Source organism: Kribbella deserti (assembly GCF_042434725.1).
Taxonomy (GTDB): Bacteria; Actinomycetota; Actinomycetes; order Propionibacteriales; family Kribbellaceae; genus Kribbella; species Kribbella deserti.
The window spans coordinates 1-13,047 of the sequence record NZ_JBHLTC010000032.1 but is presented as its reverse complement, the minus strand read 5'-3'; the positions used below and the strand labels follow the sequence as shown (position 1 = coordinate 13,047).

Sequence of the window (13,047 nt, the reverse complement as noted above, 5' to 3'; positions counted from 1 at the left end):
ATGCGCGAGTTGGGCAGGTTGTTGCGTGGGCAGCGGGACTACCGGTTGATGCTGGGGGCCGGGTTGATCTCGTTGACCGGGGACTGGATCCTTCGGGTCGGCTTGGCGTTCCAGGTGTACGTGCTCACCGGGTCGACCCTTGCCTCCGGCGGAATGATGCTGGCGTCGTTCCTGCCGCACATCCTGCTCGGCTCGCTCGCGGGCGTTTTTGTCGATCGCTGGGACCGCCGGCGCACGATGATCGGCGTCAACCTGCTGCATGTGGCGACGCTGATGCCGTTGATCGTGGTGCGGGATGCCGGTGATCTCTGGATCGTGTACGGCGTCGCGCTGACGCAGAGCTGCCTCCAGCAGTTCTTCGTACCGGCCGAGCAGTCGCTCGTACCAAGGCTGGTCCGGCCCGATCAGCTGATCAGCGCGAACGCCCTGACCGGCCAGACCCACGACATCTCCCGGCTGACCGGCGCGGCCCTGGGCGGTCTGCTCGCCGGGTTCGGCGGACTCCCCCTGCTGGCCATCGCGGACGCCGCCACCTATTTGTTGTCGGCGGGCCTGCTCGCGCGGATGCGCCACCAGTCACCCCGGCTGCTCGCCGAACGGCTGGGGCTACGGCACGCCGTACGGCGATTGCGGGCGGAATGGGCCGAGGGCCTTCGGATCAGCATGGGTGGTTCCGGCCTGCGGCTGCTGTTCGCCTTCGGCGTGGTGACGAGTATCGGCGAAGGCGCGATGGGCACGTTGTTCGCGCCGTTCGTGCGCGACGAGCTGGGCGGTTCCGAGGTGACGTACGGCTGGATCGTGTCCAGCCAGGCGGTCGGCGGCATCGTGGGCGGGCTGGTCGCGGCGGCCTTCGGCAGACGGCTCGGCGCGGTACGGATGTGGGGCCTGGGCGCGTTGACCTTCGGCCTGATCGACCTGACGCTGTTCTGCTACCCGCTCTGGTCCGGCGCGCTCTGGCCCGCCTTCGTTTGCATGGTCGTGGTCGGCGTGCCCGGCGCGTTCATCACCGCCGGCACCCTGACGGTGTTCCAGCAGCTCACCGACGACGCCTCCCGCGGCCGCGTGTTCGGCGCCTTCTTCGCGGCCGAGGGTGGCGCCTGCCTGATCGGCATTCTGGCGGCGGGCGTGCTCGGTGAAGCCGTCGGCATCATTCCGATCCTGGTCGTCCAGGGTCTGGCGTACGTCGTCGCCGGCCTGGTGGTGCTGGCGTTGCGCCGGGCCGTCAGTCCTCCGAAAGCGCAGCCTGAGCAGGTTCCTCAACCGGTAGCCGGCTGACCCGGACCCGCGCGACGCGACGGCCGTCCATCTCGGTGACGGTGATCTTGTGACCGTCGATCTCGACCTCTTCGGTTGCCTCGGGCACCTTTCCGAGCCGGGCCGCGACAAAGCCGGCCACCGTTTCGTACGGCCCGTCGGGCAGTTCGAGGCCGGTCTCCTCGGCGAAGTCGTCGAGGTTGAGCAGGCCGTCCACCTCGACGTCGCCGCTGCGCAGCCGGGTGGTCTCGACCGCGGCCTCGTCGTACTCGTCCTTGATGTCGCCGATCAGTTCCTCGACCAGGTCTTCCAGCGTGACGATGCCCGCCGTACCGCCGTACTCGTCGAGCACGATCGCCAGGTGCGTACTGCGGCGGCGCAGCTCGGTCAGCGTGGGCAGCAGCTTGGCCGTGTCCGGCAGCATCAGTACGTCGCGCGCCAGGTCGCCGACCCGGACCTGCCGCGTCGCGATCTCGGGATCGAACAGGTCCCGCACGTGCACGAAGCCGACGATGTCGTCGGCCGAACCGTTCATCACCGGATATCGCGAGTGCGGGCGTTCGGCGGCGAACTTGACCGCCTTGTACGCCGGCATGTCCGCGTCCAGGAAGTCGACCTCGGTCCGCGGCACCATCAGCTCGCGCAGCTGGCGATCGCCGGACTGGAACACGTCGTCGACGATCCGGCGCTCCTCCTCCCCCAGCGACTCGTGCGCGGAGACCAGATCGCGCAGTTCCTCGTCGCTCATCACCTCGCGGTTCGCGTCCGGGTCACCGCCCAGCGCGCGAACGACCAGGTCGGTCGATTTCGACAGCAGCCAGATCACCGGCCGGGCCACCGAGGCGATCCGGTCCACCAGCGGCGCGAGGCCGAGCGCGAACGTCTCCGCCCGTTGCAGCGCGAGGCGCTTGGCCGCGAGCTCACCGAGCACGATCGAGACGTACGAGATCGCGATGGTGATCAGCACCAGCGCGAGGGTGTCGGCCAGCGACGGCGGCAGTTTCAGCTCTTGCAGTTTCGGCGAGAGGCTGTCGGCCAGGGTGGCACCACCGAAGGCGGCCGACAGGAAGCCCATCAGGGTCACGCCGATCTGCACGGCGGACAGGAAGCGGTTCGGGTCCGCGGCCACCCGGGCCACGGTGGCGCCGCGCTTACCCCGCTGGGAGATGGCCTTGAGCTGGCTTTCCCGCAGGGAGACCAAAGCCATCTCGGCGGCGGCGAAAACTCCGCCGATCGTGACGAACACAAAGATCAGGAGAACGTTGAGCAGGGTTTCGTTCATGGCTGGAAGTTCCTAGCGCCCTCTCCGGCATGGCAGTAGAAGGCGCTTACTTCGGTGTTCGTCGTCCATTCCTCCAGGGTAGCGGCGGCTCCGGCCGCCCGACACCACTGCCCGTGCCCTTCACCCGGCCCTTACCTTCGGGCACCCGATGCGACCCGCCGGGAAAAACAGTCAAGGCCCACCAGCATGCATGTTTGAATTTGTTGACTTATGATCGGCTTGCGGTGGAAAGCATCCGGCTCCACCACCCGGCTCAGGGAAGTCAGTCGATGATCACTACGCGTGGCGCCCGGCGAACGGACACCTCACTGTCCGACGGCAGGGACCTGTTCTACTTCGATGTCCAGGACACTCCGGCCCGCGAGCCGGTGCCGGACGAGCGCGGGCTGCCGCAACCACATCCGCAGGTCGACCTGCGGACCGATCCGCTCACCGGCGACGTGATCACCTACGCCACGCACCGGAACACGCGCACGTTCATGCCGCCCGCCAACCAGTGCCCGTTGTGCCCGAGCAAGCCGGGCAACCTGACGGAGATCCCGGCGCCGGACTACCAGGTGGCCGTGTTCGAGAACCGTTTCCCGTCTTTCGCGGGGCCAGGCCGGTGTGAAGTGGTGTGTTTCACCAGCGATCACAACCGCTCGTTCACGGACCTGTCGATGGGCCAGGCCCGGCTGGTGGTCGAGGCCTGGGCCGACCGGACCGCCGACCTGAGCGCTCGCGATGACGTGGAGTACGTCTTCTGCTTCGAGAACCGCGGCAAGGAGATCGGCGTCACGCTGAGCCACCCGCACGGGCAGATCTACGGCTACCCGTTCCTGCCGCCACGGATCCGGACGCTGATGGCACGCGCCCGCGAGCACCAGGAGGCCAAGGGCAGCAACCTGTTCGCCGACATCCTCGCGGCCGAGCGCGCCGCCGGGACCCGGGTCATCGCCGAGAACGGCACCTGGACCGCCTTCGTACCCGAAGCCGCCCGCTGGCCGGTGGAGGTGCACCTGTATCCGAATCGCCAGGTGGCCGACATCGCCGGGCTGACCGCGACCGAGCGGGACGACTTCACCCAGCTGTACCTCGATGTGCTGCAACGGCTCGATGGCCTGTACGGCGATGCCCTGCCGTACATCGCGGGCTGGCATCCGGCGCCCGTCCGGATCGACCGGGACCTCGGCTACCTGCACCTGGAGGTGTTGTCGATCCGGCGGTCCGCCGACAAGATCAAGTACCTCGCCGGCAGTGAGTCGGCCATGGGCGCCTTCATCTCCGACACCTCGCCCGAAAACGTGGCCGAGGCTCTCCGAAAGGTCAACGCGTGATCGCCGAACAGTTCGAGCAGGTTTTCGGTACCCGTCCGGACGGCGTCTGGCGCGCTCCCGGCCGGGTCAACCTGATCGGAGAGCACACCGACTACAACGACGGCCTGGTACTGCCGATCGCGCTCTCCCAGCAGATCGTGGTCGCCGCGGCCGCGCGTCCCGACGGCCGGCTGCGTTTCAGCTCCACCCAGGGCCGCGACGTGATCGAGGCGGACCTGGCCGCGCTCGAGCCGGGCTCGGTCTCGGACTGGGCCGCTTATCCGGCCGGCGCCGCGTGGATTCTGCGCGAGTCCGGGTACGACGTGGGTGGCGCGAATCTGCTGATCGATTCGGATCTGCCGACGGGCGCGGGTCTCTCGTCGTCCGCGGCACTGCTCTGCGCGTCGGCCCTCGCGCTGCTGGAACTGCGTGGCATCGAAGTGGCGCCGGATGAGGTGGCCCGTCTTGTCCAGAAGGCGGAGAACATCTACGTCGGTGCGCCGGTCGGTCTGATGGACCAGATGGCCTCGATGTGCTGTACGGAAGGGCATGCGCTGTTCTTCGACATCCAGGCGATGTCGATCGCGCAGATCCCGTTCGACCCCGCGGCGGCCGGCCTGCAGCTGCTGGTGATCGACGTGAAGGCGCCGCATCGCCACGTGGACGGGGAATACGCCGCGCGCCGCAAGAGCTGCGAGGCCGCGGCCGCCCAACTCGGCGTACCGTCCCTGCGGGCTATTTCACCGGAGGGTCTGGACGACGCGCTGGCTCGGCTGGATGACGAGGTCGATCGTCGCCGGGTGCGGCATGTGGTCACCGAGATCGCCCGGGTCGAGCAGGCCGTTGAAGCGATGCGCGCCGGGCGTCTTCGCGATGTGGGGGCGTTGTTCACGGCGTCGCACGTGTCGATGCGGGACGACTTCGAGATCACCGTGCCGGAACTCGACGTCGCGGTCGATGCCGCCCTCGCGGCCGGAGCCCTCGGCGCACGCATGACCGGCGGCGGTTTCGGCGGCTGCATCATCGCCCTGGTCGAGGCCGCCGCGGCCGACACCACGCTCGCCGCCATCGAAAAAGCCTTCGCCGACCACGGCTTCACCGCCCCCGCCCCCCTACCCGCCACCCCCAGCCCCGGCGCCTCCCGCCTCACCTGAACCACCCAGCACCGGATCCACGCGCACGCTGCGATGGCGCAAGCACTGCGTCGATTGGTCTGGATTCGACCGCCCTCGCGGCGGATCAGCCATCAAGCAACAGCCCGGGGGCGAATCCTGCCCAATCGACGCAGGGCTGAGGTGGCTCCGCTTGCATGCCGCCACCCGGCGCTGGCCTGCAGGGGTGAGGCTCAGGGGGCTATCACTAGTTCGCAGCCGGTTCTGTGCATGGCTTTGCGGGTGGGGGGTGGCAGGCCTGGGTCGGTGACGATGATGTTGATGTCGTTCCAGCCGGCGAAGGTGCTGAGGCCGATGGTGCCCCACTTGGTGTGGTCGGCGACCAGCACCACCTGGCGGCTGGCGGCGATGAAGGCGCGGTTGGTTTCGGCTTCCATCAGGTTCGGCGTACTGAGCCCATGCTCGGCATCAACGCCATGCGCACCCAGGAACAACATATCGAGATGCAGTGACTGCAGGGCCGCCGTGGCGATCGGTCCAACCAGCGCATCGGACGGCGTCCGAATACCACCGATCAACACGACAGTCCGATCCGAACGGCTGTTGCTGTGGAACACGTCCGCGATCCGCGCCGAGTTCGTCACCACGGTCAGATTCTCGATCCGCAGCAGATGCCGGGCCAGCGCGTACGTCGTCGTACCGGCCCCGATACCAACCGCGCTATCAGGACGCACCCGGCTGGCAGCGGCCTGGGCGATCGCGTGCTTGGCGGTCGATTCCTGCGTGAGCTTGGCGTCGAAACCGGGCTCGTGCGCGCTGCGCAGACCGACCGAGGTGGCTCCGCCGTGCACCTTGTGCAACAGGCCGCTGGAGTCCAGCGCGTCGAGGTCGCGCCGGATCGTCATGTCCGACACCCCGAACCGTTCGACCAGCTCGGCAACCGTGATCGCGCCCCGGCTGTTGACCTCGGCAACGATCGTCGCCTGGCGCTGGGCGGCCAGCTGTCCACCCCGCCCCCGGGCCGGCTCGGTGCTCTCAGACGTGTTCACGCCCACAGCCTAGTGCGGGCAGACGCCACGCAGGGGAAAGTCGGAGGCGCGGAGGTGGGTTGGTGGGAGAACCTAGGGGCATGAGGTTTCCCGAGGATGTGCCACTACTGACCGATGGCGTGGTGACGTTGCGCGCGCACGAGCCGGCGGATGTCGAGCCGGCGTACGCGATGTGCCAGGACGCGGAGATGCAGCGCTGGACCACCATCCCAGTGCCGTACGAGCGCGAGCACGCGGTGAACTTCGTGACCGTGGTCATTCCGGCCGGCTGGCGGGACGGCGGCTTCTGGGCCTGGGCGATCGAGTACGACGGCCGCTTCGCGGGCACGATCGACCTGCGCGGTGGTGAGGCCAAGGGCGGCGAGCTCGGTTTCGGGCTGGCACCGTGGGCCCGGAACGCGGGTGTGATGACCCGGGCGATCCAGCTGGTCCTCGGGCACGCCTTTGGCGAGTTCGGCTGGCACCGGGTCACGTGGCGGGCCGTCAGCGGTAACTGGGCCTCGCGCCGGGCCGCGTGGAAGTGCGGCTTCCGGCGGTTCCAGACCCTGCCCGACGCCGCCCTGATCCGCGGCGTACGGCACGACGAGTGGATCGCCTCGATCACCAGCGACGAGGAGCGCGTACCGCAGGGCAACTGGTTCACCATCCCGGTGGTGGAGGGCGACGGGATCCGGCTGCGTCCGCTGGACGAACGCGATATCGACCGCACCGCCGAGGCCTGCGCCGACGAGCGGACCCAGCACTGGCTGTCCGGTATGCCCGCGCCGTACACCCGTGAGCACGCCAAGGATTTCATCGAGACCCGTCAGGAGTGGGCCGCCGCCGGCAGCGGGGTGTCGTGGGCGATCGCCGACGCCGCCGACGACCGGCTGCTCGGCAACGTGAGCCTGTTCGAGATGACCCACCGGATCGACAAGACCCTGGCCGAAATCGGCTACTGGGGTCACCCGGAGGCCCGGGGCAGGGGCGTGATGTCGGCGGCCGTCGCGCTGGTGATCAAGCTGGCCTTCACTCCAATCGAGCAGGGTGGGTTCGGCCGGCGCCGACTGGTCCTGTTCGCGAACGAGCCCAACTCGGCCTCGCGCCACGTCGCCGAGGCCAACGGCTTCACCCAGATCGGCATGGAGCGCGCCGCCGCCCCACTGCGCGACGGCAGCTACGACAACCTGGTCATGTTCGACCTGCTCAAGACAGAGGTTCGCTGAATGGAGCTCCGCCAGGAGGCCGTCCGGCTGCGGCTGGGCAAGACCGACTTCAGCTGGACGGTCGAGTACGACGGCCGGGACGCCGGCACGATCGACCTGACCCCGACGGGCGGCCTCGGCGGTGACCTGCGGTTCAACCTGCTGCCAGCGGCCGGGGTGCAGGCGTTGCGACTGGTGACGGCGTTCGCGTTCGAGCGGCTCGGCTGGGAGATCCTGGTCTGGCGATCTCCGGCCGGCCGCTGGGATGCGATGCGAACCGCCTGGGAAGCCGGGTTCGGCCAGTTCACCTACGTCGACGGCGGTACGGCGTACGAGGGGGTGCGCTGCGAGGAGTGGCTCGCCACGCGGCGGTCGAAGGACCCGGCCGAACCGCGTACGCCGTGGTGGCAGATCCCGGTGATCGAAACCGAGCGCTTCCGTATGCGGCCGCACGGGCCGTCCGACCTGGAGCGGATCGTCGAGGCCGCCTCGGACGAGCGAACGCAGTACTGGGCGCCGCACTTCGCCTCGCCGTTCACCCGGGCCGACGGCGAGACCTATCTGGACGCGCGCCTTTGGATGAGCGCGACCGGTACGGCGATCAGCTGGGCGATCGCCGATCCGGACACCGACGTACTGCTGGCCAATCTCAGCGTGCTGCACCTCGAGGGTGACGACTCGGGCGAGATCGGGTTCTGGGCCCATCCCGAGGCGCGCGGCCGTGGGCTGATGACCGAGGCGGTCGGGCTGGCCATCCGGCACGCGTTCACCCCGGTGGCCGAAGGCGGGCTCGGGCGGTACCGGCTGGTGCTGGCCACCGCCCGCGGTAACACGGCCTCGCGACATGTTGCCGAGGCCAACGGATTCGTGGCGGCAGGCATCGAACGGGAGGCCGAGGTGATGCGCGACGGCACTCGCCAGGACATGGTCTGGTTCGATCTGTTGCGAAGCGAATCGCCTTTCCCCTCGCCGTGAGGCGCTTCGGCTGCTTGAATTCGACAGTGACCGATCGTGAGGAGCTGGTTCGCCAGTGGCAAGCCGGATGGTCGAAGTCCCGGGGCTGGACGACCGTTGTCGATGAGGATGGCCTCCTGACCGTTCGGGCAGGTGAGCAGGGCCGCGCCATGGAGTACGTCGTACTGGACGCCGACGCGCATCCCGAACGGCTGGAACGGGCCGCCGGTCTCGCCTTGGCGACAACCGGCGCGCGCGGTTCGGCCTGGGTGACGGTGGTCACCGACGACCGGGAGGCGCGGGCGGACGAGCTGGCCGAACTCGGGCTGGAGATCCAGCGCGACAAGGAGTGGCTGATGACGATCCGATTGTCGGATCAGCCCAAGCTCCAGCTGCATCCGCGTTATGCCCTGGTCTCCGAACTCGAGTCCGACGTGATCATCACCCGCGCGACCATTCACGGCGCCGTCGCGTCCAGCGGCCGGATGGCCGTCGTGGGCACGGACGCGATCGCGGACCGGATCGAAACCGATCCACAGCATCGCCGCCGCGGCTTGGGCAGTGCCGTGATGGCCGCGCTGGTCGAGGCCGCCGCGGCCCAGGGCGCCACCCGGGGCGTGCTCGCCGCCTCCAAGGACGGCCTGCGGCTGTACCGATCACTCGGCTGGAAGGTCGCCGCGGACATCGTGGTCGGCCGCTCCCGCTGACAGTGAGGATGGAAGGACGGCAGGACAACTCCGCGGTCGCGGCTCGCTGAGCGAGCGGAACGGGGTGAATGCCAGGGGCAAGTTAAATCTTGAGTGGTCAGCCACCTGCCGGACCCGCGATCCGCTAGGGTCTGCGTTCGTACTTCGTGACACGGGGACTTCACGACGACAAAGGAATCGCTGACCCATGACCGACTCGCCTGTTAGCGGCCGGCATCGCAAAAAGGCCCGTCGAGGTGTGATCGGGCCCGTGGTGAGCGCGCTGTCCGTGCTGCTCGCCACTGCCCCTGTGGTGTGGGTGATGACCAGCGACCGCGGTGATGCCGTTCAGGATCGCCAGGCCACGCTGCGCAACGTCGCCGAGGACGATCCCGGTACCGAGCGCGGCAGTGAAGCCATCGACAACCCCGGCGACAAGCGCACCGAGGTTGTTGTCACGGTGACGCTGCCGCACGGCAAGGTCGTCAAGACCACCAGTACGCCGCGCGGCGAGAGCTCGCTCGGCCCGGGCATCAGCAACAGCCCGACGCCGGATCCCACCGTCGTACCGACGCAACCCAGCAAGCCGACACCCACGGCCGGTACGACCACCACGCCGCCTCCGACCACCACCATCACGGTCCGGCCGACGCACACCCAGACCGTCGAGGTACCGACCCGAACCCCGGACAGCACCACCAAGCCCACGCGAACGCCGACGAAAACCGTCACGGTCGAGCCCACTCCGGACCCGACCACGCCGCCCCCGTCGAAACCGCCGCCCGGTGGCACGAACGCGCAGGAGCGCGAGGTGCTCGACCTGGTCAACGCGGCCCGCCGCGAGTACGGCTGCCGCCCACTGCGGCTGAACGACGCCTTGGTCCGCGCCGCCGGCGGGCACGCCTCGGACATGGCCGAGCGCAACTACTTCGATCACAAGACGCCCGAGGGCAAAACGGCCTCGCGGCGAATGCGAGACGCCGGCTGGAGCGGCGAGACGTACGGCGAGAACATCGCCGCCGGCTATTCCACCGCTCAACGGGTCGTCGCGGCCTGGCTGCAAAGCGACGGCCATCGCGCCAACATCCTGAACTGCCGTTTCACCGAAACCGGCGTCGGTTACGACTCCGGCCAGGTGCGGGAGGGGTACAGCCCAGGTAGCTGGGTTCAGGATTTCGGCGGCTGACCACTTTGCGTGACCGGCCGTTTCCCGCCAGTGCAGCGGCCGTTCCGCCATTCAGTCAGTACGGATCGACAGGTATCGAAACGATCTGGCGGGGGTAGTCCCCCCCAGGTCAGGGTCTGCCGTTTCCTTTGCTCTTCAGGGAATCGGCTGGACGAGGTGAGGTACGTCTTGGGGGCGACCGTGAAGGGATTTACGCAAGCATGTCAGAGCCCGGCGCCACCCGGCGGCCGCACAGCAGGCGGAAGAACGACTCCAGGCGGCTGAAGCCCCTGATCGTGATCGGGGCCTTCGTGGCCGTGATCGCGCCCATCGCCTGGATCCTCGTCCAGGAACCCGGCGGAGGTCTCGCCGACGAGTCGGTTCCGTACGTCAGCCGCGAGGACGATCGCTACAGCACGCCCAGTCACGAGGATCCGCTCGCCGACAGCACGCCCGGCGACATCCCGTCCACGGCCCCGCTGCCGTCGTCCACGCCATCCACCCCGGGCAGCACCCCGACCCCGACGCCGGGCGTGACGCCAACCGGTACGCCGGATCGTCTCGACACCGAGACCCCGGCCCCGACCACGTCGCCCACGGACCGGCCGACCTCGATCGGCACCATTCCCGCGACGTACCGCCCGACCACCACACCCCGGCCGACGTCCACCCAGCCGACCAGCGGCGGCACCACCAAGCCGACCCAATCCACCAGCCCCACCACCACGACGCCGAAGCCGACCCCGACCGAAACCACCCGCACCCCGACGGACACCGGCGGGATGACGGCGGCCGAGCGGGAGCTGTTCGGCAACATCGAGATCGCGCGCCAAGAGGCGGGGTGTGCGCCGCTGAAGCGCAGTACCCCCCTGACCCTGGCCTCCCGCGAGGATGCCGCTGATCGTGCGTCCAGTGGACGAATGGATGGAGGGAGCGCGTCGTACGCCGCCGTTGGTGCCAACGACATGACCGCCAAGGAAGCGATGTCCAGACTGCTCGATGACCACAGTTCAACTGTGCTCAACTGCAATTTCACTACCCTGGGCGTCGGTCAGGCCAAACACAGTTACCGGAACTGCCTGCTGTTCATCTGCAGCAGCGGCACGCGCGTGTCCTGGGTTGTCGACTTCACCTGATCGGGGCACGTAAGCGAGACGGAACCGCGGGTTGCTTGAGCCGGAGTGATCCGCGGGGTTAGCTTGTGCTCCACTCACTTCCCGTGGGAGGTCGGATGTACAACGACGACCCGTACGACGACGCCCCGCTCGGACCGGCGCATCGCGGCATTCCGCCCGGCGCGCACAACGACCGGAGGCCGGCCGAGGCCCAGCGGATGGGCCTGAGCCGGCATACCCAGGAAGGCGCACTCATCGAGTTCGCCGCACAACTCAACGCGACCAAGCCCGCGCATCGGTTCATCGCGTTCCTGATGCTGATCACGTTCGCCACGCCCGTGCTCTTCACGATCTACCTGCTGCTCTGACGTCGTACGTCCGAAGAACCTGGGCTCAAGGTTCTTCGGACGCGCTGACGCTCAGCGGAGCTTGCGCTGGAGGTTCTCGTCGAGGGCGGCGAGGAACTGCTCGGTGGTGAGCCAGAGCTGGTTCGGCCCGATCAAGGTGGCCAGGTCCTTGGTCATCTTGCCCTGCTCAACCGTCTCGACGCAGACCGCTTCGAGGGCATCGGCGAACGCGACCACCTCCGGAGTGTTGTCGAGCCTGCCGCGATGCCGAAGGCCGCCGGTCCACGCGAAGATCGAGGCGATCGGATTGGTCGAGGTCGGCTTGCCGGCCTGGTGCTGCCGGTAGTGCCGGGTGACCGTTCCGTGTGCCGCCTCGGTTTCGATCGTCCGGCCATCGGGGCTCATCAGCACCGAGGTCATCAGGCCGAGTGAGCCGAATCCCTGCGCGACGATATCGGACTGCACGTCGCCGTCGTAGTTCTTGCACGCCCAGACGTAGCCGCCTTCCCACTTCAGCGCGGAGGCCACCATGTCGTCGATCAGCCGGTGCTCGTAGGTCAGCCCGTGCTGTTCGAAGTCCGCCTTGAACTCCGCGTCGAAGACCTCCTGGAAGATGTCCTTGAACGCGCCGTCGTACGACTTGAGCACGGTGTTCTTCGTCGACAGGTAGACCGGTAGTTCGCGCTGCAGGCCGTACGAGAACGAGGCCCGGGCGAAGTCCTCGATCGACTGGTTGTAGTTGAACATGCCCATCGCCACGCCACCGTCGTCGCCGTAGTCCGCGACCACGTGCTCGACCGGCTCGGAACCGTCGGCCGGCTGGAACTTGATCGTGAGCCGCCCCGATCCAGGCACGCGGAAGTTGGTGGCGTTGTACTGGTCGCCGTGCGCGTGACGGCCGACGATGATCGGCTTGGTCCAGCCCGGGACCAGCCGCGGAATGTTCGCGAGCACGATCGGCTCCCGGAAGATCACGCCACCAAGAATGTTGCGGATCGTGCCGTTCGGCGAGCGCCACTGCTGCTTAAGCCCGAACTCCTCCACCCGACCCTCGTCCGGCGTGATCGTCGCGCACTTCACGCCCACGTTGTACCGCTTGATCGCCTCGGCCGCGTCCACCGTGACCTGGTCGTTCGTGGCGTCGCGATGCTCCAGCCCCAGGTCGTAGTACCGCAGGTCGATATCGAGATACGGATGGATCAGCCGGTCCTTGATGAACTGCCAGATGATCCGGGTCATCTCGTCCCCGTCGAGCTCGACGACCGGGTTCAGCACCTTGATCTTGGCCATGGACGTACCACTTCCCCTCAACAAGTTTCTCTTGACGTCAAGATACATTATCTTGACGTCAAGAGAAATCCCTCGTCGACCCCCACCGCGAATCGGCGTCCAGGCCACAACGCAACGTCGGCGCAGCACGTCGGTCGGCCGTCACTTTGGACGGGCGCAACGTCGGCACAGCACGTCGGCTCGCCGTCAGCTCGAACGGACCCGACGTCGGCGCAGCCGCGACGGGCCAGTGCCGACTTTCGGCGCGACTACCCGGCTGCAGAGCCTGTTGCGTTTTGGGTGTGGCGCGGGTTGCTGGGTGGGTTCGGGGTGTT

At 68.1% G+C, this 13,047-nt stretch carries 12 protein-coding genes; 9 read left to right on the top strand and 3 right to left on the bottom strand.

Annotated elements, in window-relative coordinates; translation table 11 throughout:
* On the top strand, nucleotides 1-1,275 hold the full coding sequence (locus ACFFGN_RS24660) for an MFS transporter (RefSeq protein WP_380051780.1): 1,275 nt from the start codon (nucleotides 1-3) through the stop codon (nucleotides 1,273-1,275).
* On the opposite strand, the gene ACFFGN_RS24655 is transcribed toward ACFFGN_RS24660, so the two are convergent.
* Nucleotides 1,223-2,536 (bottom strand): hemolysin family protein, encoded by a 1,314-nt coding sequence (locus ACFFGN_RS24655; protein ID WP_380051778.1) that lies wholly within the window; start codon nucleotides 2,534-2,536, stop codon nucleotides 1,223-1,225. The two genes, ACFFGN_RS24660 and ACFFGN_RS24655, sit on opposite strands and share 53 nt — an antisense overlap.
* A gap of 269 nt (nucleotides 2,537-2,805) precedes the next feature.
* Between ACFFGN_RS24655 and galT the strand changes: the two genes are divergently transcribed.
* Both galT and galK read left to right on the top strand, forming a co-directional pair.
* Nucleotides 2,806-3,852, top strand: a complete 1,047-nt coding sequence (gene galT / locus ACFFGN_RS24650; protein ID WP_380051776.1) for a galactose-1-phosphate uridylyltransferase — start codon at nucleotides 2,806-2,808, stop codon at nucleotides 3,850-3,852.
* A complete protein-coding gene (gene galK / locus ACFFGN_RS24645; RefSeq protein WP_380051774.1) occupies nucleotides 3,849-4,985 on the top strand; it encodes a galactokinase in 1,137 nt (378 codons plus the stop codon). Before galT ends, galK begins: the two co-directional genes overlap by 4 nt.
* Before the next feature lie 191 nt (nucleotides 4,986-5,176).
* On the opposite strand, the gene ACFFGN_RS24640 is transcribed toward galK, so the two are convergent.
* Nucleotides 5,177-5,992 carry a DeoR/GlpR family DNA-binding transcription regulator gene (locus tag ACFFGN_RS24640; protein WP_380051772.1) on the bottom strand — a complete coding sequence of 272 codons (816 nt, stop codon included), beginning with the start codon at nucleotides 5,990-5,992 and terminating at the stop codon, nucleotides 5,177-5,179.
* Nucleotides 5,993-6,072: 80 nt separating this feature from the next.
* Here ACFFGN_RS24640 and ACFFGN_RS24635 point away from each other — a divergent pair, with 80 nt between their 5' ends.
* The 6 genes from ACFFGN_RS24635 to ACFFGN_RS24610 all read left to right on the top strand — a co-directional run bounded on the left by ACFFGN_RS24635 (nucleotide 6,073) and on the right by ACFFGN_RS24610 (nucleotide 11,464).
* Complete coding sequence (locus ACFFGN_RS24635; RefSeq protein WP_380051770.1) at nucleotides 6,073-7,197, top strand: GNAT family N-acetyltransferase; 1,125 nt, start codon at nucleotides 6,073-6,075, stop codon at nucleotides 7,195-7,197.
* Nucleotides 7,198-8,151: a GNAT family N-acetyltransferase gene (locus ACFFGN_RS24630; protein ID WP_380051768.1), complete on the top strand. Its 954-nt coding sequence runs from the start codon at nucleotides 7,198-7,200 to the stop codon at nucleotides 8,149-8,151.
* Nucleotides 8,152-8,177: 26 nt separating this feature from the next.
* Nucleotides 8,178-8,837, top strand: a complete 660-nt coding sequence (locus ACFFGN_RS24625; RefSeq protein WP_380051766.1) for a GNAT family N-acetyltransferase — start codon at nucleotides 8,178-8,180, stop codon at nucleotides 8,835-8,837.
* Between the two features lie 187 nt (nucleotides 8,838-9,024).
* Complete coding sequence (locus ACFFGN_RS24620; protein WP_380051764.1) at nucleotides 9,025-10,002, top strand: CAP domain-containing protein; 978 nt, start codon at nucleotides 9,025-9,027, stop codon at nucleotides 10,000-10,002.
* Nucleotides 10,003-10,202: 200 nt separating this feature from the next.
* Nucleotides 10,203-11,117: a CAP domain-containing protein gene (locus ACFFGN_RS24615; protein WP_380051762.1), complete on the top strand. Its 915-nt coding sequence runs from the start codon at nucleotides 10,203-10,205 to the stop codon at nucleotides 11,115-11,117.
* Nucleotides 11,118-11,212: 95 nt separating this feature from the next.
* A complete protein-coding gene (locus tag ACFFGN_RS24610) occupies nucleotides 11,213-11,464 on the top strand; it encodes a hypothetical protein (protein ID WP_380051760.1) in 252 nt (83 codons plus the stop codon).
* A gap of 51 nt (nucleotides 11,465-11,515) precedes the next feature.
* Here ACFFGN_RS24610 and ACFFGN_RS24605 read toward each other — a convergent pair whose 3' ends face one another.
* Entirely contained in the window at nucleotides 11,516-12,733 is a 1,218-nt protein-coding gene (locus tag ACFFGN_RS24605) for an NADP-dependent isocitrate dehydrogenase (protein WP_380051758.1), read from the bottom strand.
* Between the last annotated feature and the right edge of the window lie 314 nt (nucleotides 12,734-13,047).